General features: G+C 44.5%; 20 protein-coding genes. 11 read left to right on the top strand and 9 right to left on the bottom strand.

All coding sequences use genetic code 11. The annotated features are described in order from the left end of the window. Positions 1 to 304 precede the first annotated feature (304 nt). The 7 genes from AB4486_RS16125 to AB4486_RS16095 form a co-directional block, all read right to left on the bottom strand. Positions 305 to 2113: a long-chain fatty acid--CoA ligase gene (locus tag AB4486_RS16125; protein WP_017062927.1), complete on the bottom strand. Its 1809-nt coding sequence runs from the start codon at positions 2111 to 2113 to the stop codon at positions 305 to 307. 201 nt (positions 2114 to 2314) lie between these two features. After that, positions 2315 to 3274 carry a transcriptional regulator LeuO gene (gene leuO, locus AB4486_RS16120; RefSeq protein ID WP_017062928.1) on the bottom strand — a complete coding sequence of 320 codons (960 nt, stop codon included), beginning with the start codon at positions 3272 to 3274 and terminating at the stop codon, positions 2315 to 2317. 346 nt (positions 3275 to 3620) lie between these two features. Further along, on the bottom strand, positions 3621 to 4676 hold the full coding sequence (locus tag AB4486_RS16115) for an MJ1255/VC2487 family glycosyltransferase (RefSeq protein WP_017068817.1): 1056 nt from the start codon (positions 4674 to 4676) through the stop codon (positions 3621 to 3623). A 54-nt stretch (positions 4677 to 4730) separates the two neighbouring features. Continuing rightward, complete coding sequence (locus AB4486_RS16110) at positions 4731 to 5255, bottom strand: phosphatase PAP2 family protein (RefSeq protein ID WP_017062930.1); 525 nt, start codon at positions 5253 to 5255, stop codon at positions 4731 to 4733. 293 nt (positions 5256 to 5548) lie between these two features. Continuing rightward, on the bottom strand, positions 5549 to 8656 hold the full coding sequence (locus AB4486_RS16105; RefSeq protein ID WP_372117751.1) for an efflux RND transporter permease subunit: 3108 nt from the start codon (positions 8654 to 8656) through the stop codon (positions 5549 to 5551). Further along, positions 8653 to 9990: an efflux RND transporter periplasmic adaptor subunit gene (locus AB4486_RS16100; RefSeq protein WP_372117748.1), complete on the bottom strand. Its 1338-nt coding sequence runs from the start codon at positions 9988 to 9990 to the stop codon at positions 8653 to 8655. Before AB4486_RS16100 ends, AB4486_RS16105 begins: the two co-directional genes overlap by 4 nt. Then, positions 9990 to 10649: a TetR/AcrR family transcriptional regulator gene (locus AB4486_RS16095; protein WP_017062933.1), complete on the bottom strand. Its 660-nt coding sequence runs from the start codon at positions 10647 to 10649 to the stop codon at positions 9990 to 9992. The genes AB4486_RS16100 and AB4486_RS16095 overlap by 1 nt, the downstream gene beginning before the upstream one ends. Positions 10650 to 11217: 568 nt before the next feature. Here AB4486_RS16095 and leuA point away from each other — a divergent pair. From leuA to AB4486_RS16070, 5 genes are all read left to right on the top strand, one after another. Then, a complete protein-coding gene (gene leuA, locus AB4486_RS16090) occupies positions 11218 to 12765 on the top strand; it encodes a 2-isopropylmalate synthase (protein WP_372117746.1) in 1548 nt (515 codons plus the stop codon). Positions 12766 to 12863: 98 nt separating this feature from the next. After that, on the top strand, positions 12864 to 13955 hold the full coding sequence (gene leuB / locus AB4486_RS16085; RefSeq protein ID WP_017061390.1) for a 3-isopropylmalate dehydrogenase: 1092 nt from the start codon (positions 12864 to 12866) through the stop codon (positions 13953 to 13955). Positions 13956 to 14072: 117 nt separating this feature from the next. Then, the gene (leuC, locus tag AB4486_RS16080) at positions 14073 to 15485 is read left to right on the top strand and encodes a 3-isopropylmalate dehydratase large subunit (RefSeq protein WP_017062936.1); all 1413 of its coding nucleotides are present in this window, start codon (positions 14073 to 14075) and stop codon (positions 15483 to 15485) included. A 14-nt stretch (positions 15486 to 15499) separates the two neighbouring features. Next, complete coding sequence (leuD, locus tag AB4486_RS16075) at positions 15500 to 16102, top strand: 3-isopropylmalate dehydratase small subunit (protein ID WP_102332756.1); 603 nt, start codon at positions 15500 to 15502, stop codon at positions 16100 to 16102. A 156-nt stretch (positions 16103 to 16258) separates the two neighbouring features. After that, a complete protein-coding gene (locus AB4486_RS16070) occupies positions 16259 to 17041 on the top strand; it encodes a DUF547 domain-containing protein (protein WP_102393669.1) in 783 nt (260 codons plus the stop codon). Between the two features lie 95 nt (positions 17042 to 17136). Here AB4486_RS16070 and AB4486_RS16065 read toward each other — a convergent pair whose 3' ends face one another. Both AB4486_RS16065 and djlA read right to left on the bottom strand, forming a co-directional pair. After that, entirely contained in the window at positions 17137 to 17682 is a 546-nt protein-coding gene (locus tag AB4486_RS16065) for a DUF924 family protein (protein WP_372117742.1), read from the bottom strand. Between the two features lie 57 nt (positions 17683 to 17739). Beyond that, positions 17740 to 18594, bottom strand: coding sequence for a co-chaperone DjlA (djlA, locus tag AB4486_RS16060; protein ID WP_017061385.1), 855 nt, complete (start codon positions 18592 to 18594; stop codon positions 17740 to 17742). Between the two features lie 149 nt (positions 18595 to 18743). Between djlA and lptD the strand changes: the two genes are divergently transcribed. The 6 genes from lptD (at position 18744) to AB4486_RS16030 (ending at position 25512) form a co-directional block, all read left to right on the top strand. Continuing rightward, positions 18744 to 21077, top strand: coding sequence for an LPS assembly protein LptD (gene lptD, locus AB4486_RS16055; RefSeq protein ID WP_372117739.1), 2334 nt, complete (start codon positions 18744 to 18746; stop codon positions 21075 to 21077). A 43-nt stretch (positions 21078 to 21120) separates the two neighbouring features. Next, positions 21121 to 22419: a peptidylprolyl isomerase SurA gene (gene surA / locus AB4486_RS16050; protein WP_372117736.1), complete on the top strand. Its 1299-nt coding sequence runs from the start codon at positions 21121 to 21123 to the stop codon at positions 22417 to 22419. After that, entirely contained in the window at positions 22406 to 23398 is a 993-nt protein-coding gene (gene pdxA, locus AB4486_RS16045; protein ID WP_017062941.1) for a 4-hydroxythreonine-4-phosphate dehydrogenase PdxA, read from the top strand. The genes surA and pdxA overlap by 14 nt, the downstream gene beginning before the upstream one ends. Continuing rightward, positions 23395 to 24210 carry a 16S rRNA (adenine(1518)-N(6)/adenine(1519)-N(6))-dimethyltransferase RsmA gene (gene rsmA / locus AB4486_RS16040; protein WP_017062942.1) on the top strand — a complete coding sequence of 272 codons (816 nt, stop codon included), beginning with the start codon at positions 23395 to 23397 and terminating at the stop codon, positions 24208 to 24210. The genes pdxA and rsmA overlap by 4 nt, the downstream gene beginning before the upstream one ends. A gap of 88 nt (positions 24211 to 24298) precedes the next feature. After that, positions 24299 to 24679 (top strand): Co2+/Mg2+ efflux protein ApaG, encoded by a 381-nt coding sequence (gene apaG / locus AB4486_RS16035; protein ID WP_004735899.1) that lies wholly within the window; start codon positions 24299 to 24301, stop codon positions 24677 to 24679. A gap of 29 nt (positions 24680 to 24708) precedes the next feature. Beyond that, complete coding sequence (locus AB4486_RS16030; RefSeq protein WP_372117733.1) at positions 24709 to 25512, top strand: symmetrical bis(5'-nucleosyl)-tetraphosphatase; 804 nt, start codon at positions 24709 to 24711, stop codon at positions 25510 to 25512. The last annotated feature ends 37 nt before the right edge of the window (positions 25513 to 25549 follow it).

Here is a 25549-nt window from a genome sequence, read left to right as displayed (position 1 = left end):
TAACGCTTTATTATCATCTGGTCTAACACCTGTTATTCGGCAACTGTGCCAAAAAACCAACTATTAGCTCAAAGCATTAAATAAAACCCAACTCAGCCCCCCACGCCAGGTTTAAACACTAGTTAGAGAACAAAAAAAAGCACTTAATATTTTAATAGATCGCTATTTATCGATAAACCGCGAGCTTGCTGGTGTGCGCTTTCGCACATTGTGCTGTGTCATTAGATACAAAAAATCCCCCTAAAAATGCAATCACATTCGTAGGGGGATTTTTAAACAACTGAAAATTTATCTAAGCAGAAAACTACTTATCTTTAGGCTTTTCGTTGTACATTTCTTCGATTTCGTCTTGATACTTATCGTTGATAACTTTACGACGCAATTTTTGAGTTGGTGTCAGTTCACCATCATCCATAGAAAATGCTTTTGGTAGCAGTTTGAATTTCTTCACTTGCTCAAACTTAGCCAGTTCTTGCTGTAGGTCATTCACACGCTTTTCTAGCATCTCGACGATTTGGTGGTGCTTAACCAGTTCAACGCGATCGTGATACTTGATATTAAGCTCTTTGGCGTACTCTTCTAGCGAGTCATAACAAGGAACAATCAGCGCAGAAACGAATTTGCGTGTATCAGCGATAACAGCAATCTGTTCGATAAAGTGATCTTTACCAATCGCACCTTCAACCACTTGCGGGGCAATATACTTACCACCAGAAGTTTTCATCAGCTCTTTGATACGATCAGTAATGAACAGGTTACCATTTTCATCAAAATGACCCGCATCACCGGTTTTCAAGAAACCGTGCTCATCGAATGTCTTAGCTGTCTCTTCTGGCATCTTGTAGTAGCCACGCATCACCATTGGACCGCGAACAAGAATCTCGTCCTTAGCACCAATTTTTACTTCTGCGCCCGGCATCGACATACCAATCGAATCAGGGTTAAAACAGCGATCATCCCAACAAGATACTGTTGCCGTGGTTTCTGTCATGCCGTAGCCAAGTTTTACGTTGATGCCGATAGCATGGAAGAAACGACCAATCGTCTCATCAAGCTTCGCGCCACCACATGGCATGAAGTTGATGTTACCGCCGAGTAGAGCGCGCAGTTTAGATAGCACAAGCTTATCAGCTAGCGCATGGCTCTTCTTCAGCATCAACGATGGAGTACGACCTTCTTGGTGACAAACTGAAAGCTTTGCTCCCATGTTCACCGCCCAAGTAAATAGCACTTTACGAATAAATGGTGCTTTAGATACCTTCTCGTGAATCGCAGAGAAGATCTTCTCGTAGAAGCGTGGAACCGCACACATTACAGTAGGTTTCACATCACTTAGCGCATCACGCACTTGCATCGTATCTTGCAGGTAGCAGTTGGTTGCGCCTTTATAAAGAACGTAGAACGTCCAAGCACGCTCAAATACGTGTGATAACGGTAGGAAACACAATGAGACATCGTCTTTGCTCAGGCTAAGGCGCTCATCGTGGCCTTCTAACTGGTAGCCAATGTTGGTGTAATCAAGCATTACGCCTTTTGGCTGACCTGTGGTACCAGAGGTATAGATAAGAGTCAGCAGGTCGTCCATGCTTGCATCAGCAAGACGCACGTCAAGTTCAGCTTGTTGTGCTTCAACGCCACGCGCCATGAAGTCATTCCAAGATACGGCAAAGCTGTGTCCTTGCAGGTCGATGTCATCAGACATAGCCACAACAACTTCTAGCTGCTCGCACTCTTCAAACAGGCTAACCGCCGCATCGAATTGAACTTGCTCACCAACGAATAAGATCTTCACATCCGCATTTTGGATGATGTAAGAAGACTGTGCTGCTGTATTCGTTGGATAAATCGGCACAGTCACAAGGCGTGCTTGTAACGATGCAAAATCTGCCACGGTCCATTGAGGCATATTGTTCGAATAGATACCGATCTTATCCTGAACTCTCAGTCCTTGAGCCAACAGTGCTAATGAAAGCGTATCGATTTGTTGTCCAAACTGCTCCCAGCTAATACCTTGCCATACATTGTCTACTTTGTGCTTCAAAGCTGTACGGTTGCCGCCTTGGGCAATTTGGTCACGAAGTCTTTTTACGATATGAAAATCTAAATTGGCCATCTCTTTACCTTTGGCTTACACCTGTAAGCTTTTTTGAGCGCACAAGTGTACCTCTGATCATGGAAAAGGCAACTGATGAAGCTCAAAGTTATAAGTAATAGTACGTCTCACGCTAAGTTTTCTATCAACAAAAATAGCAGGTACAAAAAAGCCCCAAGCCAGACTCCTAGCTTAGGGCTTATAAAACATAGGGATTAGTGTCTAGTTAAGTGCCACTACTTCGCCACAGATCATCATTAACTGATCTCGTAACCAAATGTGTCCTTTGTCCTTTTCACTTGATTCGTGCCAGCTTAGGAAGCCTGAAATTGCCGCATTATCACATGGGAAATCTAGAATCTGAAGCTGCTCTTTGTTTGCTGCATGTTCTACCATCCAACGAGGAGCAATCGTTACTAGTTCAGACTGACCTACAACGTAAAGAACGTTGCTTAGGCTCGTGCCTTCGTAGAAAGGCATGCAGTCTAGGTCACGGTAAGCTTGCTCAGAGAAGCTACGTTGACCGTGAATGCGAGACAATTTCGCGTGCTTTTCGTTAAGCAGCTCTGCCGCTGTTACTTCACCGTTAATGCGTGGGTGAGAAGCAGAAGCGACAACAACCAACTCATCTTGGAAGATTTCAGTGCTTGAGAAACCTTGCTCATCAAAGCGAGCGTAATCGATCACGAAGTCGATTTCTTGGTAGCGCATGCGCTCAGAAAGTTGACGATCGAATTCAGCATCCATGTGCAGTTTCACGCTAGGTGCTTGCTCGTTGATAGTCGACATAATCTTAGGTGCAAAACGCATGTCACAAGGGCTGCAAATCGCAAGCTTGAACAGGCGAGAAGAAGACTCTGGAGAGAACACAGAACTTGGTAGTTCGTTGCGTACTAATTGTAGCGCTTGGCGGATAGGACCAAACAACTGACGTGCACGTTGAGTCGGTTGAATACCACGACCTTGGCGCATGAATAGTTCGTCGTTAAACATCACTTTTAGACGAGCAACAGCGTTACTTACAGCAGGCTGAGACATACCCAGATTGTGAGCTGCACGTGTAATGTTTTGCTCTTGCATAACTGCATCAAATACAGTCAAAAGATTTAAGTCGACTCCACGAAGTGTGCTTTCCATTCTGTAGCTTGCAATAGCACTCATTGCGTCTTTCTTATCTAACATTCAAGTTGCCTCTTGTCGGTTCGACAGCGTTAAATTGGTAATGGTATGAGAATAGATAACCACTAATTCTTATATTTATCAGACCGATGTTTTTCGGATTGACATTACTATTAACCAATGCATCTCGAGCTACCAACAAGATTGATAAAGAATAATTTTATTTTACCTTAATTATTAAATAACATCTAAAAATCAATTATTTATAGAGTTATAAAAAAACATAAAATGCGTCACTTATGAGTTTAATTTCGACTTATTTAGCTGTTCTATCGTTTGGTTACATTTGTTACAATTTATTGAACTCGTGAATTGTTCAACCGGTCAATTCAGAAATAGCACTTATGAGTTAGGTGAGCGATGCATAACTTGGAAAGTCGACCTTGTCCCAAAGTTGCTTTCTTAAATCATCTTGATTAGACCAATTCCCTGCTAATACCCACTCAACGAGTGCACTTGCCACGTCTGGATAGGTGACCACTTCGGCCTGTTTTTCACTGAGCCAAGCGCGCAAGATAGCCGCATCTAAAAACGTCATGGTTTGAGCTAACCCAAGGGCCTCTAGCGTCGCCACATTGCTCTGTTGTTCGAACTGTCCTTCGAGTGGTTTGAGAAGCAATTTCTTCCCCAAAGTTAGGGCTTCAGATGGCAATTCAAAGCCGCCATTTGCGACCACACCAGAGCACTGATTGAGGTCGAATTGAAAGCCCGCATGACTCAGTGGTTTGAACTCAATATTTTCAACTCGGCTATGCTCAATCACATCCGGGTGGTAACAGACAAAGTTTTGCGAAATGAACTTCATCAGCAGCTCTGAGATCGACTCAAGATCCTCAAATGGCAAATAGACCAACGTAAAGTCTTGTGCTGTTTTGGTTTGTTGCTCACCAACCAGCGTGTGAACGATAGGCGGCAAAATCGGCTGTTCAAAGTGATACCAGTGCAAGCCAATAGAGTGCTCGGTTGGGGCGAAATGTTGAATCACTGAATGTTCAATCCAGTTGCCCCCTTCTTTGGGTACATCATAACGAAACGCATTCTGGTGGCTTATCCCAATGCATGGCACACCTTGTCTCTTAGCCGCCCATGCAGTGACAGGCTCAAAATCATTAATCACTAAGTCATAAGGCGTAAGATCGATCTGGTTAATCTCACGGAGAAATCGCCAGATGTTGTTCTTCATGAATGTTTTGCCGTATTTAACCTGCCCCTGCTCGCTGTAAAAAGTTAAGCCGCTGCGGGTCTGATAGTTGCCAAACGCTTCCATCGAAAAGTATTTGCTCTCATCTCGCCCAGAGAACAGAAAATCGACATCAATATTTTGCTGACGAAAAGCGACGGCCATTGCTCTCGCTCGAGCGATGTGCCCATTTCCTGTGCCTTGTACGCCATATAAAATTTTCATGCATGTTCCTTTAAATTTACCACTTAAGCTCGGCAGTGGTTGCCAACAAAATAATTACAGGATGAAGCTGATAGCTAGGCTGGTACAAGCGATGCCCAAGGCTGCGCCAATCAGTACGTCCGTTAAAAAGTGCACACCGAGCAGGATTCGAGAGCCTGCAATCGCAGTTGCCCACACCAAGCTAAAGAGGTACAAGCTCGGATAGAAATGCCCGATTAGGGTCGCCATAACAAAAGCAGCAGCGGAATGCCCTGAAGGCAGACTGTATTTATCGGATGGCACAATATGAGAGTGAAGTAGTGAAGAGAATTCAGCTGGTCGACGGCGCTTGAGGGTATTTTTAGCAAACCAGTAAATAGGCAGTTCGATTGCGAAGGCGGTTAAGCCCACCAAAAGAAAGTCTCGACCGGTGTTGCTATCGACCAGCAGTGCAATCAAGGCAATCAAAACATAAAGGTGTCCATCTCCAGTATGAGACACCGCTTTACTGAGCGTTGCATGTTGCCCGCCATAGCGGTTGTTTAAACAGAAAACAGAAAATGCCACATCCCAGCGGACAATAGGTTCGATAGTACGCATACGATCTCCTTAACAATCCTTATTCAGTTAAGGCTCAAGTTATGCTCAACAAATGACAGTTAAGTGACATTTTGAATGAACTAAAATGAAATTTCCCATGCTTGATAGGCTGGTCAATGGATCAAGTCAGGATGGCGATAGAAGCGACCGATAAAAATAAAGCGACCCAAGGCCGCTTTATTCTTCTATGTTTTCAATTCTTTATATAAGCAAGCAAACGCTACTTCTATCGTGTTAATGGTTATAGCGTTCGCTAATGATAATAGAGCTCGCAAATAATTAAACGCTAAAGGCTATAGCGCTAGTGGCTCGTGCTTTTTAACCAAACCGAAATCCGCCAATATCGCGTAAGCAGCAGGGGTCATAAACAGCACCAGTAAGGTCGAGGCAAATATGCCGAATACGATCGAAATAACCAATGGCTGGATAACCTGAGCCTGTAAGCTGGTTTCCGTCAACAGCGGTAGCAAACCTGCCGCAGTCGTCATTGAGGTCAAGAATACCGCTCGGAAACGCTCGCGACTGGCTTTCACCACCGAGTCATGCACGCTATCTCCCTCATCGACATGGTGACGAATGTACTGCACCAACAAGATGGAATCATTAACCACAATTCCGGCAAGCGACACAAAGCCCATCATGCTTGGCATACTCAAAGAATGGCCAAGTATCCAGTGACCAACGACCACCCCAATAAAAGCGAGTGGAATCGCTAACATCACGACCACAGGCTCTAAATAGCTTCTGAACTGATAGCTAAGAATCGCAAACACGCCGAATAAGCCGAGCAAGAATCCTTTGCCCATCGAAGCGCCAGTCTTGGCTGCATCCTTGGCCTCCCCTTCGAAATCAAAGCGTAAACCCGGGTACTTCTGAATAAGTTTGGCGGCTTCATCTTTTTGGAACTGAGCCAGAATCGCGGATGAACTCGCTTTCTTATTATCAATATCACCAAAAATACTGATGGTTCTCAGCCCATCAATACGCTGAATTCGCACGTAGTTACGCTGGAAATCTAATGTCGCCAACGTTGCTAGCGGGATCTGACTGCCATCTGCGGTAATGATTGGGAAGTTAGCTAGCTGCTGTATGTCGCCCGCTTGTTCCTTATCAAGACGCACTTCAATCGAGATATTCTCAACACCGATTTGAATCTCGTCCGCCGTTTGCCCAAAGAAAGCCGCTCGTAACTGAGATGCAATCATCTGCCCATTCACATTGTAGGTTTCGGCTCCAGGGCGCAGCTTCACCAAGATCTCTTCTTTACCCATGCGCATGTCATCAAGCACGCCGTGCACCCCATCAAACTGATTAAGGTATTCCTGAATATCCAAAGAAGCCGATTTCAATGCGCTCAGGTCATCATGCTTAGCACGAATCTCAATCGCACGGCCGCCCGGTCCCATGGTCGGTTGCTTGAAAACTAACGAGATAGGATCAGCCAAGTCACCGATGTCTTCTCGCCATGCATCAATGAAATCATCAATAACCGTGTTACGACTCTCTGCTCCGCGTAAGTCTAAGCGCACGGTAGCTAAGTGCGGACCGGATTCATTGGCATCTGCGTTGGCATTAAATTGGCTAGTAATGTGCTCAACCAAGGTGTTGCCTTCTTCGACCTCTTCGCTCCACTGCGCATTTAAACGCTCGGCTGATGCAACAATCTTATCGACCACTATCTCGGTTTGAGACAGTGACGCCCCCGGCGGAAGAATGATACGCGCCTCGGCAATATCGCCATCCAACTCAGGGAACGGTTGGAATTTGACAACACCACCAGCAATCAAGGCGACCGAAAGTAACAACAGCGTAATCACTCCGCCCATAAAGGCATAACGGAAGGTCACGACTTTCTCAACCATGTTCATCAAAGTGGTATTACGAAAGTTCTCGAATTTCTCAAGTAACACAACCTTAAAACGCAGCGCTGGCTTGTCATTCTTTTCTTTATGTAATGAATGAGATAGGTGATTAGGTAGAATCAAGAAGGCTTCAATCAAGCTCAACGACAGCACCAAAATCAAGACTTGAGGAACGGCCTTAAGCACCGCGCCCATCTCACCATCAAGAAACAGTAAACTACCGAAAATACACACCGTGGTTAGGAAAGAAGACAACACTCCGGGAAGCACCTTCTTAACACCGTTGTACACCGCATCGTCAACGTTTTGCCCCCGATCTAAATGGGAGGCTATCGATTCGGCGATCACAATGGCGTCATCCATCATAATACCGATTGCCATCAACAACCCAACCAGCGACATAATGTTAATCGACAAACCAAGGTTGGCCATTAAGAACAAGCCACCAAGGAAGGCAACTGGCAGGCCAGCAGCCACCCAAAATGAATAACGTAAGCTGAAGAACAGCCACATAGTTGCGAACACCAGCACAATACCTTGCCAGCCGTTGCTCACCATCATGGTTAGACGATCCCAAAGTACAGAAGAGAGATCGTTGGTCATTTGTAGTGTCACGCCATCAGGAGCAATCGCGCTTTGATCTTCAACGAATCGTGTTACGCTCTCTTTGATTCGCAGCGCATCGTCTTCTTTGTTCTTACTGATCTTAAGCAGCGCCGAAGGCTTGCCATCAAATAACACCTTTTGTTCATCAAGCTCAAAGCGGTCGGTTATTTTGGCTATGTCTCTCAAACGGATCACCGAGCCATTAGGCGCAGATCCAACCACGATGCTTTCCAGTTCAACAGGTGTAATTCGTCTCTCGTCGAAACGAATCAGAAAGTTTTTGTCTGGTGTTTCAACGTTACCACTCGGCAGTTTTACATTTTGACGGCCAATCTGATCCGCAATATCACCGACGCTCAACCCCAGCTGACGAATGGCTTGCGTATCCAGTTCCACTCGATATTGATGATCCGAGAAGCCGCTGACCTCGACCAAAGAGACATCGTAATCAAGCTTCATGGTACGTTTGAGGTCTTCGGCGTAAGCTTTGAGTTCAGGCCACGACGTTTCGGCTGTTATAGCGATATCGACAACCGGTTCATTCCAATCCAGCTCTTGAACAACAGGCGATTCAATCTCAGTCGGGAAATCATTGATCGAGTTGATCTGGGTTTGCACATCCACCAGCATTCGGCCGATGTCCGCTTTTTCATTTAACTTTAGAATTAAACGAGCGCTGCCTTCGATCGCTTCACACTGAGTCTCTTCAATGTTGGCTAAGCCGTCTACTGCATCTTCCATTCGCACACACAAGCTCTCTTCTACTTCTTGTGGAGAGGCTCCGGGATAGACAATCGCAGCCATAATGTAAGGCGGATCGTAAGCGGGGAAGGTTTCACGTTTGATGGTTGATAGTGAGCTGATACCCAAGATCAACAACCCAAGCATCAACAAGTTTGCTGCTGTTGGGTGCCGAGAGAAAAACTTGATCATGACGCACTCTCCTGAGTATCAGGTTCAAGTGCCACTTCTTTTGAGCCCGATTCTTTGAGTAACATGCCTTCAATGGCTGGTAATAAGTCATTGAGAACCAGTTTGTCGCCCGTTTGAAGCTCCCCGTTCACAACCACTTGGTTGTCTCTACGATAAAGCACTTCAACATTCACCATTTTCAGACGAGAGTTATCGTCCATTAGATAAATTTTGTCACCATGTAGCGCTCGTTCAGGCAACACCCAACTTAGATTTGCTACACCTTCAATCTCAGCTTTGACAAACATACCGTTAACCAAAGGCGTCGCGCTGTCTGGTTGCAATTGTGAGTAATCTTGAGCGATCTCGAGAATAATCCCCGCCGTCGCTTGGTTTTCATCAACTGTTTCGCTGATTCTTGCCACCTTCGCTGGCCAACTGAGGTTCAGGTTGCCGCTGTTAAGTTGAATGCTTGCTTTGATTGGCGCTTCATAAGGATTAGGGATTCCTGCAGCATCGCGAGGAAACTGGTTAAAGCTGGAGGCTAAAGTTTGCATATCGTGAATAGAAAGTTGCGCCTCCACTTCCATGACATTAATCCCGTGAGCAATAAACATCTCTTGTTGAAGATTAACCACTTGATTTTGTTCGATATCAACCTGAGCAATTCGCATCGCTCTTGGCAAAGTGATGGTGGTCTTATCGAGAGAGCGTTGCGCCTCTTTCACTTTAGATACATTGACCTTAATCACCGCTTCCGCGACACGTTTTTCGTCTGGCATTAATGCGATTTGGTTCGCGATATCTAATACCAACTTCTGTTGAGATAGCGCACTTTGTTTTTGTAGATCGACATCAGACTGCGAAGTGAGCCCTTTCTTACGCAGATCCTGTTTACGTTGTAGCTCTTTATTACTGATCACTAAGCGATTCTTTTCGATCTTAAGAGTCTGATTAAGGTTGTCTTCTTCTTGATTCAGTTTCGCTAATGAGGTTTGGCTTGATTTTAGATCCGCCTCTGCTTGTATCAGTTTCAATTCGTAATCCAGTGGATCAACCTTGAGCACGACCGTTCCTGCAGGGATCACCTGGCCTTTTTCAAGATCTGGATGTCGATACACGATTTGTCCTGTCACCTCAGCAATCGCTTTCCATTCGACTTTCGGCACCACTTTGCCAAAGCCGACTGCTAACGGTGCTATCAGTTGCTGTTCTAGGCTTACTATATCAACTAAGCGAGCTCTATCACCCGCAGGTTTGGTTGGAAGATCTGGCTTCAAGTTAATCGCGGCGACAAGGCCAATAACACCAACCGCAAGTGCTGGAAAGAAGAGTAGTTTTTTATTTATTTTCATTATCTTTGGTCCTGCACGGAAGAAGGGCTCGGTGCGTTAATAAAGCCTTCAGTCATCAATTGAATGTTGTGTTCGATTAAACGATTAAGAAATTCTTCATTAATCTCAATCCCATGAATTGCCAATAAAGGCGGCGGAGCGATGAAAGGAAACACCATCAAGCTTACATACGAAATACGGCACAATTTTGGATCCATGTTCTGTTTTAAGATGCCTTGTTCAACCAACTTTTCAAAAATGACATCTTGGGCTGGCTTTGCAACATCGAGGAAAACCTTTTCGAGCAACTCTCTTTGCACTTCAGAGGGAGGCATATTCATCACTTGGGCTATCAAGCGAGGAAACTTCGGCACTTTGACCATCTCTTTGTAGTAAGTCCGCATTAAATCAAGAAAGTTCTCATGACTGCTTTCATCAACGAGTCTCTGCATTTGTAATTGCATAGGGCGTAATGTTTCACGCAGCATCGCCTCAAACAATCCGGCTTTACTGCCAAAGTAATAGCGAATCATCGCAATATTCACACCCGCTCGCTCAGCAACTAAGCGAGTCGATACCTTGTCGTACGGTTGAACCACGAACAGATCTCGAGCGTGCTCAATGAGTAACTGCCGTACATCTAGATTCTGTTGAGGTCGCCCTGCTTTACGCGCTGCCATCACTGAGACCTATCCCTATAATTAATCACACGATTAATTATAGGGATAAATCGACATGGTTGTAGAAGATTAATTACTCACTATTTAATCAAATGATTAATTAATTTAGCCGCCCTTTTAATTTTATTGGTGAATCGTTCCATCAAAAAGATTTACTACAAAGTTTTAACCTACACATAAGCCAAACGATAAACTAACCGCCCAGTACGAAACGCTCAATCAGCCGATAACACCAACAAACAACACGCAAGCAGCACAAACCAAACCAAAACGCCGCTAATGTATGCTGATATTGGATTTTCTTGTTTGACGCTCAGAATAAATTACGGTACATATGGTGTTAACAGTTTATTTACGGATATTTGTGTAATGATTTTTTCTTCTTCTCGACTGCTGAAACTTCTCCTTATCGTGAACCAATCGCGCGGGTAAGTTGTGGGTCAAGAACTACACAAATATTAAAACCCGCGCTGAGCGGGTTTTTTTGTAACTGGCACTTTTAAAAGAACATCATTCTCAATAATAATTTGGATAGCAATCGATTCATTATCGATATAAGGAAGCACCCATGAACGATCAAGTGATAATTTTTGACACGACCTTACGTGATGGCGAGCAAGCGTTGGCTGCAAGCTTAACGGTAAAAGAGAAATTACAGATCGCTTATGCACTTGAACGACTGGGTGTAGATGTTATTGAAGCGGGTTTCCCTGTGTCATCGCCAGGCGATTTCGAATCAGTACAAACCATCGCAAAAAATATTAAAGATAGCCGTATCTGTGCGCTTTCTCGTGCAGTTGCAAAAGATATCGATGCCGCTGCAGAAGCGCTAAAAGTGGCTGAGCAGTTCCGTATTCATACCTTCATTTCTACATCGACGGTTCACGTGCAAGATAAATTACGCCGCAGCTACGACGATGTTGTCGAGATGGCAGTGAAAGCGGTAAAGCATGCGCGCAACTACACTGACGATGTTGAGTTCTCTTGTGAAGATGCCGGTCGTACACCTATCGACAACCTATGTCGTATGGTTGAAGCCGCGATTAACGCGGGCGCAAAAACCATCAACATTCCAGACACCGTAGGCTACACAGTACCGAATGAGTTTGGTGGCATTATCCAAACGCTATTTGATCGCGTACCCAACATCGACCAAGCGATCATCTCTGTTCACTGTCACGATGACTTAGGCATGTCGGTTGCTAACTCAATTGCTGCCGTTCAAGCAGGTGCTCGACAAATTGAAGGCACAATCAATGGTATTGGTGAGCGTGCGGGTAACTGTTCTTTAGAAGAAATCGCAATGATCATCAAAACTCGCCAAGAGTTACTAGGTGTTCATACTGGTTTGGATCATCAAGAGATTCACCGTACCAGTAAGTTGGTTAGCCAGCTTTGCCACATGCCAATTCAAGACAACAAAGCAATCGTCGGTGCTAACGCATTCAGCCACTCTTCAGGTATCCACCAAGACGGCATGCTTAAGAACAAGAACACTTACGAGATCATGACTCCTGAGTCTATTGGCTTGAAAAACAAAGCATTGAACCTAACCAGCCGCAGTGGTCGTGCAGCCGTTAAGAGCCACATGGACGCAATGGGCTACAAAGACAATGAGTACAACCTAGATTCATTGTACGAAGACTTTTTGAAACTGGCTGACCGTAAAGGCCAAGTATTCGATTACGACCTAGAAGCACTAATGCACTTCGCAAATCTACGTGACGAAGATGACTTCTATAAACTTAACTACCTAAGCGTACAATCTGGTAGTGTTATGTCTACCACCAGCATCAAGCTGCAATGTGGTGATGAAGAGAAATGCGAAGCGGCTGTCGGTAACGGCCCGGTTGATGCTTTATACCAATGTATCTACCGCTTAACGGGTTACGAAATTGCATTGGATAAATTCGACCTTACCGCGAAAGGTGAAGGCGAAGATGGCTTAGGCCAAGCTGATATTATTGCGAACTACAAAGGCCGCAAGTACCACGGTACAGGCGTTTCAACGGATATCGTTGAGGCCTCTGGTCAGGCGCTACTGCACGTTATTAATAGCATTCAACGCGCAGACACCATTGCTGAAATGAAACAGCAAAGAATCGCAACAGTTTAAACACCCAATAACAGAGCCCTAGAGCCGATGTTATTGGCTTTAGGGACAAAATTTAAAACGAGCTAAATAGCTCAGTAACAAAGAATTAAAGGATTAACATGACTGATAAATCATACAAAATTGCCGTACTACCTGGTGATGGCATTGGCCCAGAAGTAATGCAACAAGCGCATAAAGTGCTAGACGCGATCGAAAAGAAGCACGCGATTAGCTTTTCTCGCGAAGAGTATGATGTTGGTGGTATTGCAATTGATAACCACGGCTGTCCACTTCCAGAAGCAACAGTCACTGGCTGTGAAGAATCTGACGCAGTACTTTTTGGCTCGGTTGGCGGTCCTAAATGGGAACACCTTCCACCGAACGACCAACCAGAGCGTGGTGCCCTACTTCCTCTACGTAAACACTTCCAACTGTTCTGTAACCTACGTCCAGCTCAAATCCATAAAGGTCTAGAGTCTTTCTCTCCTTTACGTGCTGACATCTCAGGTAACGGTTTCGACATCGTGGTAGTCCGTGAGCTAACAGGCGGTATCTACTTCGGCCAACCTAAAGGCCGTGAAGGCGAAGGCGCAACGGAAAAAGCTTTTGATACCGAGGTTTACCACCGCTACGAAATCGAACGTATTGCAAAGATTGCTTTTGAATCTGCACGCCTACGTAACAAAAATGTTTACTCAATCGATAAAGCGAACGTTCTACAGAGCTCTATCCTATGGCGTGAAGTCGTTGAAGAGATCGCAAAAGATTACCCAGATGTAACGCTAAACCACATGTACATCGACAACGCGACCATGCAGCTAATCAAAGACCCATCTCAGTTTGACGTAATGCTATGTTCAAACATCTTTGGTGACATCATCTCTGATGAGTGCGCAATGATCACTGGCTCTATGGGTATGCTTCCTTCTGCAAGTTTAAATGAAAGCAACTTCGGCCTATACGAACCAGCAGGTGGCAGCGCACCAGATATCGCAGGTAAGAACATCGCAAACCCAGTCGCGCAAATCCTTTCTGCAGCCCTAATGCTTCGTTACAGCCTAGGCGAAGAAGCGGCAGCACAAGACATCGAAGCAGCGGTTTCTAAAGCACTTTCTGCAGGCGAGCTAACGGCAGACCTTGCTGGCAAAAACCAAGCGCTGACTACCTCTGAAATGGGTGACAAGATCGCTGAGTACATCTTAGCTTCATAAGCTAAAGGCTCCGATTAGAAGCAAGTACATAAGAATAATATCAAGCCAAGTCAGCGTAAACCGCATGACTTGGCTCGAAACAAACACTGGGACTGATGCTCCCAAGGAAGAAAAGCTATGTCGACAAACCAGCACGCAAAAACCTTATACGAAAAAGTTTATGACGCTCACGTTGCGGTTGCAGCGAAGGGCGAAACACCAATTCTTTATATCGATCGCCACTTAGTCCATGAAGTAACCTCGCCACAAGCATTTGATGGCTTGCGTGAGAAAGGCCGCAAAGTTCGCCAAGTTGGCAAGACTTTCGCGACCATGGATCACAACGTATCGACACAAACTAAAGACATCAACGCTTCTGGTGAGATGGCTCGTATCCAAATGGAAACGCTATCGAAGAACTGTGAAGAGTTTGGTGTCACGCTTTACGATCTAAACCACAAATACCAAGGTATTGTGCACGTAATGGGTCCTGAGCTAGGTATTACGCTACCGGGCATGACCATCGTATGTGGTGACTCGCACACGGCTACACACGGTGCATTTGGTTCACTAGCATTTGGTATCGGTACTTCAGAAGTGGAACACGTTCTAGCTACGCAAACGCTAAAACAAGCTCGCGCTAAAACCATGAAGATCGAAGTAAAAGGCAAGGTTACTCCTGGCATCACTGCAAAAGACATCGTGCTAGCGATCATCGGTAAAACAACGGCTGCTGGCGGTACTGGCTACGTAGTTGAATTCTGTGGTGAGGCAATTACCGACCTTACGATGGAAGGTCGTATGACAGTATGTAACATGGCAATCGAGCTTGGCGCTAAAGCAGGCTTAATCGCTCCAGATGCAACGACATACGAGTACATCAAAGGTCGCAAGTTCTCTCCAGAAGGCGAAGACCTAGAAGCAGCAATCGAATACTGGGATACGTTAAAAACCGATGCTGATGCAGAATTCGATGCAGTTGTTACATTAGAAGCGGCAGACATCAAACCACAAGTCACTTGGGGTACCAACCCAGGTCAGGTTATCTCAGTAGACACACCAATCCCTGCACCAGAAAGCTTCGCAGACCCTGTAGAAAAAGCATCAGCTGAAAAAGCGCTGGCTTACATGGGTCTTGAAGCCGGTAAATCTCTATCTGATTACAACGTAGATAAAGTGTTCGTGGGTTCTTGTACTAACTCTCGTATCGAAGACATGCGTGCAGCAGCAGCAGTAGCGAAAGGTCGCCAAGTTGCAAAACATGTGCAAGCGCTTATCGTTCCGGGTTCAGAGCAAGTTAAAGCACAAGCTGAGGCTGAAGGCCTAGATAAGATCTTCATCGAAGCAGGCTTTGAATGGCGTTTACCGGGTTGCTCTATGTGTCTTGCGATGAACAACGACCGTCTAGGTCCACAAGAGCGCTGTGCTTCTACATCAAACCGTAACTTTGAAGGTCGCCAAGGCCGTGATGGTCGTACGCACCTAGTTAGCCCAGCAATGGCAGCCGCAGCGGCTATCGCTGGTCACTTTGTCGATATTCGTGAACTTTAATTAGAGGATTTAACATGTCAGGTTTTCAACAACACACCGGATTAGTCGTTCCTCTAGATACGGCCAACATCGATACTGATGCGATCATTCCAAAGCAGTTTCTACAGAAAGTAAACCGCATCGGTTTTGGTAAGCACTTGTTCCACGATTGGCGCTTCCTAGACGATGCAGGCCAACAGCCAAACCCTGATTTTGTAATGAACGAAGCTCGCTACCAAGGCGCTTCAATTCTTTTAGCTCGTGAAAACTTCGGTTGTGGTTCATCTCGTGAACACGCACCGTGGGCGCTTGCCGATTACGGTATCCAAGTAATGATCGCACCAAGCTTTGCCGACATTTTCTACGGTAACTCGATCAACAACCAAATGGTGCCAGTTCGATTGACTGAGCAAGAAGTTGATGAGCTATTCCAATTCGTTGAAGCGAATGAAGGTGCAGAAATTACGGTTGATCTAGAAGCAATGAAAGTCAGCGCGAACGGCAAAGAGTACTCGTTTGAAATTGATGAGTTCCGTCGTCACTGCTTACTGAATGGTTTAGATAATATCGGCCTTACACTTCAACATGCCAATAAGATCTCAGAGTTTGAAGCTAAGATTCCTAGCTTCCTAAAATAATGAGACGTTTCTGAATAAATCTAAAGGTTGGCCAAGTGCCAACCTTTTTTATTTGGCTAAGCTTTTAACTTAACTTCATATGTTTATTTAAATGAAGAGCAATGAAAGAAAATGGTAAGCCTTAAGGTCTTAGTAGTCAGTCATCAGGAGAATGCCATGAAACAACTACTTTTTATTGTCAGCCTACTTTTCTCAACCTTAGCTTGGTCTGCGCCTAAATCCGATCTTTGGCCATACTGGAAGCAAAGCGACGAAACCAACCTAGAACAGGTATCTCATCAAGATTGGCAGCAATTCCTCGATAGCTACTTGGTTAAACAGGGGCAAAATACGTTAGTTCGCTATAAAGCAGTGAACACCGCCGATAAAACAAAGCTTAAACAATACATCAAGCAACTCGAACAGGTGAATCCGCTCGACTATTCAAAAGCGGAGCAGTATGCCTATTGGGTTAACCTATACAACGCCGTGACTGTCGATTTGATTCTTGATGCCTACCCGATCAAATCCATAACTAAACTTGGCGGACTATTTAGTTTCGGTCCGTGGGGAGATGATGTGGTAGTCGTTAATGGGAAATCACTGACACTCAATGACATTGAACACCGAATCCTAAGACCAATTTGGCAAGATCCTCGCACGCATTATGCAGTGAACTGTGCCAGCCTAGGTTGCCCTAACTTACAACCTGACGCTTTTACCTCTAAAAATACTGAAGCCTTGCTAGAGCAAGCTGCAACTGAGTTTGTAAGCAGTGACAAAGGCGTGATGGTTACAAACAATAAGCTTCAACTATCATCGATTTACGAATGGTTTGCTGTGGATTTTGGTACGAAGAAACAGCTTATTCAGCACTTAGAACAATATCGAATTGAAGCAGTAACCAATACTCAAAACATCAGTTATGAATACGATTGGTCGCTCAACCAAGCAAACTAGCTCTAAGGCTAAAGTTGATCACTAAAGTAAAAAAGAGGCGAGAGGTTTTTATTAACCTCTAGCCTCTTCTCAATTCTTTGACCGTATTTCTACAATTAAAAGCTTGAGCCCGGTTGCTGCAAGAACTCAACCTCTTCGGGAGTCGAAGCTCGCCCTAACACCTCATTACGGTGCGGATAGCGACCAAATCGCTCAATGATAACCTTGTGCTTAAACTCAAAGTCCAGATTATGCTCTAATCCCGTTTGAGAAAAGAGTTCCACGGCTTGTTCATGGACTAACAAAGATTCACTGTGCATATAAGGCATATACAGGAAGCTTTTCTGTTGCTCGTTAAGCTGGTGATCAAAACCACCCGCTACCGCCTCTTGGGCTAGAGCCAACGCCATCGGATCAGCAGAAAATGCTGTCGGACTTTTTCTACCAATATTTCGAGAAAACTGATCAAGTACGATAATCTCAGCCAATCGTCCTTGCGCAGTTTGGCGCCACTCAAATAGCTCGCCTTGAATGGCTGCTTTATGCAATTCAGAAAATCGAGACTCTATCAAAGTGTCAATCTCGGCGCCGCCAGTAAACCAATCTTTAGGCGTCAACTCATCGAACCAAAACTCTAGAACATCCTGATACGTTACCGTCATATAATTCCCTTTAATAAAAAACCGAGTAACTTTGTTATTACTCGGTTTAGTGTTCAATTACTTAAAACCTTTTACTTTCTTTATCAGGTCATAAGCATTCTGAATTTCTTGCGATTTCTCTTTCGCAACATTCATCATCTCAGGCGGTAAGCCCTTCGCCATCAGTTTATCTGGGTGATGTTCATTCATCAGCTTGCGGTAGGCTTTCTTCACCTCTTTACCGTCAGCACTTTCACTCACACCAAGAACCTTATATGCGTCGCCAAGTTGGTTCTGTTGCGAAGCCTGTTGCCAACCTGATGATTGCCCATGACCCTGATGGCCACCAAAGCTTCCACCTTGCTGTTGGAAACGGAACGCAGCTTCTTGCATCTGCAAGCGGCGTTCTAGTTGTGCTGCCGAAAACCCAAGCCCTTGCGCTATTTTATGCAGAACTTGACGTTCACTCGGGTGCAAACTTCCATCCGCAAATGCGGCAGATACCTGAAGCTCTAGAAAGAACTGCAGAAGATCAAAACGACCACCCGATGAGATTTTAACTCGCTCAAGTACGTCGTTCAGAGGGAAGTCGCTCTCTTTGCCGTCACGGAATGCATCTTGCGCTGCTTTACGCTGTTCGCCATGCAGGTTCATACGCTCCATCATGGTAGAAGCGAGTTGAATCTCTTCTGGCGTTACCTGCCCTTTCGCTTTAGCAACGTGCCCCATAACCGCAAAAGCGGATTTAAAAAACTCGTTCTGTCTTTCTGCTTGGCTTGGACCTCGACCAAAACCAGAGCTATTGAAGCCTGATTGGTTCAATCCGCGAGCTTTATCGAATTGGTGTCCTAAAAACAGACCAAAAACTAAACCGAGTGGCCCTCCAAATAAAAAGCCAAAAAACGCGCCCAAAATTTTGCCAAATATTTGCATTATGTGTTCTCTATCTATGAATTTTATCTGAGTAATGCTGTCTGATGATGCTGAATGCTATTATTTCCTTTATCATAAGGAAAATGCTTTATTAATTGGATTGATACTAGATCAACCCTTCATCTAGTGACACAGGATAGTTCAACTTCATGCAATCTTTTTCCCGCTCCTTGTTAGCCGCGTCTATAAGTACGGCGTTATACGTGTCGACAACTCAAGCTGAAACAATCACCGATAGTAGTGTGCAGGAAATGCCCTCTATAGATCAATGCTTGATCGAGCCCGCTGCAGAAAACGAGACACAGCTACCCGCTCACGTTGAGTCAGATCGCCTAGAAGCTATCAATGGTGACAAAGCAATATATTCAGGTGACGTAGTCGTTACGCAAGGGAACAAGACCATCCTTGCCGATAACGTAACCCTGCACCAACAAGAAAATATCGTTGTAGCTGAAGGCAACGTAAACTTTAGTGATGGTCAAATCAAATCTATCTCAGACAGAGCGACCAATAATCTGACTACAGATGAAATGACGCTTGAGAACACCGATTACGAATTCCTTTGCGAGCCCGGTCGCGGAGATGCTGTTTATATAGCAAAAACAGATAAAGCGGTTTATGAGATTGAAGATGGCTCCATTACCTCTTGCCCTATCGGCGATAATGCTTGGCGTCTAAGAGCATCGAGCATCAGTGTCGACCAAGACGAAGAACAAGCCACTTTTTATAATCCACGTTTTGAAATCCAAAGTGTTCCCGTCTTTTACTTACCTTACTTAACAGTACCGGTGGGTGATACACGTAAAACCGGTTTCTTGTACCCAACAGTTTCGTATGGTTCAAGCGATGGTTTTGAAGCTGAAATTCCTGTTTATTGGAACTTAGCACCAGACTACGATTTGGAAACTACCTTCAAGTACATGCAAGAGCGTGGCACTCAACTCAACAGTAAATTCAGATATTTAAGCGATTTTGGTTCCGGTAGTATCGAGTCTGAATATTTACCAGACGATCAAAAGTACACTGATCTAGGCGATCGTTGGGGTTTCCAACTAGAACATTCAGGAATATTCCAACAATCTTGGTTATTCGAAATTGATTACTCTAAAGTCAGTGATATTGACTACTTTTCGGACATGAGCTCAAATATCGGTAACCGTGAAGATGGACAACTGCTTCAAGAAGGGCAAGCAACATACCGTTCTCAAAATTGGGATGCGTCTGTACTTGTTCGAGACTTCCAAGTTCTTACCACCAGCAATAACTTGCCTTATCGTCTAATGCCACAACTCGAGTACAATTACTATGCTCCAGAGGTAATGGATTACCTAGATTTTGACTTAATCAGTCATATATCAATGTTCGATACCGACGCATCAGGCAAACCATCAGCCACTCGTGTTCACGTTGAACCTGGTATTACAATCCCAGTAGGTAACACTTGGGGTACTTGGACAACAGAAGCTCGACTACTTGGTACTTACTATCAACAAGACCTTGATGGCGTTGATACCGGCGCAGGCTCTGATTATGAAGGCTTGGAAGAATCAGTAAGTCGAGTTATTCCAGAGTTTAGAAGCCACGCAGGTATCGTTCTTGAACGTGATACGAAAATTGTGGGCAATTACACTCAAACACTCGAACCTCAAGTTCAGTATCTTTACGTACCAGAAGAAGATCAAAGTGACATTGGTCTTTACGATACGACACTACTGCAGACCGATTACTATGGTCTATTTAGAAGCCGTAAATATAGCGGTGTTGATCGTATCGCATCTGCGAATCAAATTAGTTATGGTGCATCATCTCGTTTCTTCGATGATGAGTATAAAGAGCGTTTGAATATTTCTTTTGGTCAGATTTTTTATATCGATAAAAATACAAAACAGACTTTAGACAACGACGACTCTGATAACAAAACTAATTATTCGTCTTGGGCTATAGAAATGGACTTCAACTATGATGACTACCTGTTCTACCATGGTGGCGTGCAATACGACATCGATACCACTGCGATGCAACTTGCCAACAGCACATTAGAATATCGCTTCGCAGGCGGTTACATACAGACCAACTATCGCTATGTAACAGAAGAGTACATAAATGAAACTGTTGATTTTGACGTATCAGGAATAACTAGAGATGGTATCTCACAAGCAGGCTTACTTGGTGCTTACCAGATTTCGCGGAAGTGGAATGCCAGTGCTCAATATTTCTATGATTTAACCACACAAGAAAATCTAGAATGGTTGGCTCGCTTGAACTATAAATCGGATTGTTGGTATATCGGATTTACGTATAGTAACCAGCTGACAAATAACATTAGTGATCCAAATGTCACGCCTGAATATGAAAATAACTTTGGTGTGAATTTCGGTATTATCGGCTTTGGTACTAACTTAGGCTCTGATTCAGGCGCTGTTGGGGATAGCAGTTCTGATAACTCATTGAGCTACGGTCGCCCATTCTTCTTAAACAACTAATTTTCTTTACTGATAAGAAATCAGTAAATTTAAAGGATTACACATGACATTGTGGAAACGCACATTAATTGCTATTGCAACGACTTGTACTTTATCAACAAGCTTTGCAGCACCGGTTGAGCTAGACAGCGTAAAAGTTATCGTTAACGAAGGCGTTATCTTACAAAGCGACATCGATGCTTCGATGAAGACACTGCGTGCCAACGCAAAAAAAAGCGGGCAAACATTGCCATCGCAAGATGTGCTCAATGAGCAAGTACTAGAAAAACTGATCATCGATACTATTCAAACTCAAGAAGCAGAACGTATCGGTGTTCGTATTGATGATGCTCGACTTGATCAAGCAATTGAAGGTATCGCTAAAGACAACAACCAAACGGTAGAACAACTTACCGCATCGGTTGCTGAAGAAGGCCTTAGCTACAATGCATTTCGAGAGCAAGTAAGAAAAGAAATTGCGGCAAGTGAGGCTCGCAATGCTCTAGTTCGCCGTCGTATTAACATCCTTCCTGCAGAGGTCGATAACCTAGCGGATATCTTAGCGCAAGAGACTAACGCAACCGTTCAATACAAGATTGGACACATTCAACTTCGCTTCAATGATGACCAAACCAAAGAAGAGCTAGAAGCCCAAGCTAAAGAACTTGTCGAAGAACTGAACTCAGGCAAAGATTTCAGCACCATGGCATATACTTACTCTAAGGGTCCTAAAGCGCTGCAAGGTGGTGATTGGGGTTGGATGCGTAAAGAAGAGATGCCAACCATTTTTGCTGACCAGATCAAAATGCAAAATAAAGGCAGCATCATCGGTCCTTTCCGTAGCGGTGTAGGTTTCCACATTCTAAAAATTGAAGATGTGAAAGGCTTAGAAACCGTAGCAGTAACGGAAGTGAATGCTCGTCATATATTGATTAAGCCAACCGTAATCTTGAGTGACGATGGCGCGAAAGAACAACTTGAAGAGATCACGCGCCGCGTAAACACAGGTGAAGCGAGCTTTGGCGACCTTGCACAGCAATACAGCCAAGATCCAGGTTCTGCAGTACAAGATGGTGAGCTAGGCTACCAAACACCAGATTTGTATGTACCAGAATTCAAACACCAAGTAGAAACGCTACCAGAAGGCAAAATCAGTGCGCCATTCAAAACCGTACACGGTTGGCACATTGTTGAAGTACTAGACCGTCGCAAAGTCGACCGTACCGATTCAGCTTTGAAAAACAAAGCTTACCAAATTCTATTTAACCGTAAATTCAACGAAGAAGCTGGTGCTTGGCTACAAGAAGTAAGAGCAAGTGCCTTTGTTGAGATGGTTGAGGACGACCAAGATGACAACAACTAAACGTATTGTCATAACCGCAGGTGAACCAGCAGGGATAGGCCCAGATTTAACTTTGGCTCTATCTCAAGAAAGTTGGCCTCATCAACTCGTGGTTTGTGCTGATAAAACACTGCTATCCGAGCGAGCTAAAATTCTTGGTATCGAAGTCGATCTTCTGGACTACGATGCAAATGCAGCTAAGCAACCGCAACGCGCTGGCACACTGGTAGTGAAACACGTTCCACTTGCTGAAACGGCAGTTGCAGGTCAACTCAATGAGGCTAATGGTCATTACGTATTAAATACTTTAGAAACCGCAGCAATTGGCTGTATGAATGATGAATTTGATGCTATTGTCACCGGCCCCGTTCACAAGGGTGTAATTAACCGAGCTGGCGTTGCTTTTAGCGGCCATACCGAGTTCTTTGCAGAGAAGTCCAATACACCACTGGTGGTGATGATGTTGGCAACTGAAGGGCTGCGTGTTGCGCTAGTAACAACGCACATCCCACTAGCTTATGTATCTCAAGCTGTGACCGAAGACAGATTAGAGCAAATTATTGCTATTCTAAATAAAGACTTGGTTGAAAAATTTGCTATTGAGAAACCAACTATCTATGTGTGTGGCTTGAATCCACATGCTGGTGAAGATGGTTGTTTAGGGCGTGAAGAGATTGAAACTATCACCCCGACGCTAGAAAAAATTCGCCAAAAAGATGGCATCAATTTAGTTGGCCCATTGCCAGCAGACACCATCTTTAATGAAAAATATTTGCAAGATGCAGATGCTGTTTTAGGTATGTATCACGACCAAGTACTCCCGGTATTGAAATACAAAGGGTTTGGTCGCTCAGTGAACATCACGCTTGGCTTACCGTTTATTCGCACATCAGTCGACCATGGTACCGCCTTAGACTTGGCAGGGAAAGGCCAAGCCGATACAGGGAGCTTTAGAACAGCGCTCACGCACGCCATTGAATTAGTAGAGAAAAAGCAATGAGAAATGATGTCCACTTAGGGCACAAAGCGCGTAAACGTTTTGGTCAAAACTTCCTTAACGATCCATACATTATTGATGGCATCGTATCGAGTATTAACCCACTACCAGGTCAAAACTTGGTAGAGATCGGTCCTGGTCTAGGCGCAATTACTGAGCCTGTGGGTAAGCTTGTCGATAAATTTACTGTTATCGAATTGGATAGAGACCTTGCAGAACGTCTTCGTAACCATCCAGATCTTGCGGACAAGCTAACGATCCGTGAAGGCGATGCGATGAAGTTCGATTTCCAAGAACTGGTTAAGCCAAACAATAAGCTACGCATCTTTGGTAACTTGCCATATAACATCTCTACACCATTGATGTTCCACCTTTTTGAATTCCATAAAGACGTGCAAGACATGCACTTTATGCTTCAAAAAGAAGTGGTTAACCGTCTAGCTGCTGGCCCTGGCAGTAAAGCTTACGGTCGTCTTACTGTAATGGCTCAATACTACTGTAAAGTAACGCCTGTGTTAGAAGTTCCACCAACGGCCTTCGTTCCGCCACCGAAAGTAGACTCAGCAGTCGTGCGCCTACAGCCATACGAAGTGCTGCCTTATCCGGCAAAAGATCTGAAATGGCTAGATCGCGTCTGTCGTGAAGGCTTTAACCAACGTCGTAAAACAGTTCGTAACTGCTACAAGAGCTTAATCGATAAGGAAGTGCTTGAAGAGCTAGGTATCAACCCAAGCATGCGTCCTGAGAACTTAACGCTCGAGCAGTTTGTCGACATGGCAAACTGGTTGTACGACAGTCATAACGCTGACAAATAAATAAAAAAGGCTCCTACACTTCGGTTAGGAGCCTTTTTTATGTAATACTTTAATTACATTAAGTATATCAACAACAAAAGGTGCGAATATGGATATATCTACGCCTTGTATCAAATGCCAGGTTCACTCTAAGTACATAGAAGAACAATCTGAGCCAACGAAGAATCGTTATGTCTTCGCCTACATTATTACCATCAAAAATCTAAGTAAAACAACGGTGCAACTTATGTCTCGCCGCTGGTTAATTACCGACTCTAACGGCAAGCAGCTCACCATTGAGGGTGATGGTGTAGTTGGCCAACAACCCGTGATTGAAGCCAACGACGAGTACACCTACACAAGTGGTACGGTCATCGAAACCCCTGTTGGCGTTATGCAAGGTCACTATGTGATGACCGATAACAAGGGCATTGATTTTATTACCGAAGTTGACCCATTCAGACTCGCAATCCCTAATATTCTTAATTAGCCGTACATCCGTATCTACAGGAAATTATTGTGTCGAATTACATTGTCGGAGACATCCAAGGGTGCTTCGACGAACTTCAAGGACTACTTGAAAAAATTAACTTTGATAAACACCAAGATACTTTATGGGTCGCCGGAGACTTAGTTGCTCGAGGCCCTAAATCATTGGAGACGTTACGCTTTATTCGTAACCTTGGTGACGCAGCTAAGGTTGTATTAGGCAACCACGACTTACATCTTCTGGCGGTGTCCTTAGGACTATTTCCAGCGAAACCAAAAGATAAGACTCAAGCGATTCTTGATGCTGAAGATCGTGAACTGCTAATCGAATGGTTAAGACAACAGCCTTTGCTTCAAGAACACCCAGAGTTCGTGATGTGCCATGCGGGTATCTCACCGCAGTGGAATCTAGAAAGAGCACGTGTTGAAAATCGAGAGATCGTATCCTTGTTAAAGTCCGATAAATGGCAATGGCTAATCGAAAACATGTACAGTAACGCGCCTGATTTATGGCATCAGGATTTACATGATATTGAGCGCTATCGCTATGCGATCAATAGCCTGACAAGAATGCGTTTCTGTTTTGAAGATGGCCGTCTCGACATGGCATGTAAGCTACCACCGAATGAGATTACCGATGAACCATTAGTGCCATGGTTTGACCTTCCGCAACGCATAAAGCTCGATAAAACCGTTGTTTTCGGACACTGGGCTGCATTAGAAGGCTACTCAGGGAAAGATGTGATTGGTTTAGACACAGGGTGTGTTTGGGGAGGACAATTGACGGCACTGCGCTGGGAAGACAGACAGTTTTTCACACAGAAAGCGTTATAACTTGTTAGCTACTAAAATGCTTGCTACCAATTGATAG

The sequence above is a fragment of the Vibrio sp. 10N.222.55.C6 genome, from assembly GCF_041473395.1.
Classification (GTDB): Bacteria; Pseudomonadota; Gammaproteobacteria; order Enterobacterales; family Vibrionaceae; genus Vibrio; species Vibrio crassostreae_C.
The sequence above is the reverse complement of the archived record's forward strand: the minus strand, read 5'-3'. Positions and strand labels throughout refer to the sequence as shown.

Coding starts and splice junctions, on each gene's coding strand:
- AB4486_RS16125 (WP_017062927.1), bottom strand. CDS start 2,113: ATGGCCAATTTAGATTTTCATATCGTAAAAAGACTTCGTGACCAAATT.
- leuO (WP_017062928.1), bottom strand. CDS start 3,274: ATGTTAGATAAGAAAGACGCAATGAGTGCTATTGCAAGCTACAGAATG.
- AB4486_RS16115 (WP_017068817.1), bottom strand. CDS start 4,676: ATGAAAATTTTATATGGCGTACAAGGCACAGGAAATGGGCACATCGCT.
- AB4486_RS16110 (WP_017062930.1), bottom strand. CDS start 5,255: ATGCGTACTATCGAACCTATTGTCCGCTGGGATGTGGCATTTTCTGTT.
- AB4486_RS16105 (WP_372117751.1), bottom strand. CDS start 8,656: ATGATCAAGTTTTTCTCTCGGCACCCAACAGCAGCAAACTTGTTGATG.
- AB4486_RS16100 (WP_372117748.1), bottom strand. CDS start 9,990: ATGAAAATAAATAAAAAACTACTCTTCTTTCCAGCACTTGCGGTTGGT.
- AB4486_RS16095 (WP_017062933.1), bottom strand. CDS start 10,649: ATGGCAGCGCGTAAAGCAGGGCGACCTCAACAGAATCTAGATGTACGG.
- leuA (WP_372117746.1), top strand. CDS start 11,218: ATGAACGATCAAGTGATAATTTTTGACACGACCTTACGTGATGGCGAG.
- leuB (WP_017061390.1), top strand. CDS start 12,864: ATGACTGATAAATCATACAAAATTGCCGTACTACCTGGTGATGGCATT.
- leuC (WP_017062936.1), top strand. CDS start 14,073: ATGTCGACAAACCAGCACGCAAAAACCTTATACGAAAAAGTTTATGAC.
- leuD (WP_102332756.1), top strand. CDS start 15,500: ATGTCAGGTTTTCAACAACACACCGGATTAGTCGTTCCTCTAGATACG.
- AB4486_RS16070 (WP_102393669.1), top strand. CDS start 16,259: ATGAAACAACTACTTTTTATTGTCAGCCTACTTTTCTCAACCTTAGCT.
- AB4486_RS16065 (WP_372117742.1), bottom strand. CDS start 17,682: ATGACGGTAACGTATCAGGATGTTCTAGAGTTTTGGTTCGATGAGTTG.
- djlA (WP_017061385.1), bottom strand. CDS start 18,594: ATGCAAATATTTGGCAAAATTTTGGGCGCGTTTTTTGGCTTTTTATTT.
- lptD (WP_372117739.1), top strand. CDS start 18,744: ATGCAATCTTTTTCCCGCTCCTTGTTAGCCGCGTCTATAAGTACGGCG.
- surA (WP_372117736.1), top strand. CDS start 21,121: ATGACATTGTGGAAACGCACATTAATTGCTATTGCAACGACTTGTACT.
- pdxA (WP_017062941.1), top strand. CDS start 22,406: ATGACAACAACTAAACGTATTGTCATAACCGCAGGTGAACCAGCAGGG.
- rsmA (WP_017062942.1), top strand. CDS start 23,395: ATGAGAAATGATGTCCACTTAGGGCACAAAGCGCGTAAACGTTTTGGT.
- apaG (WP_004735899.1), top strand. CDS start 24,299: ATGGATATATCTACGCCTTGTATCAAATGCCAGGTTCACTCTAAGTAC.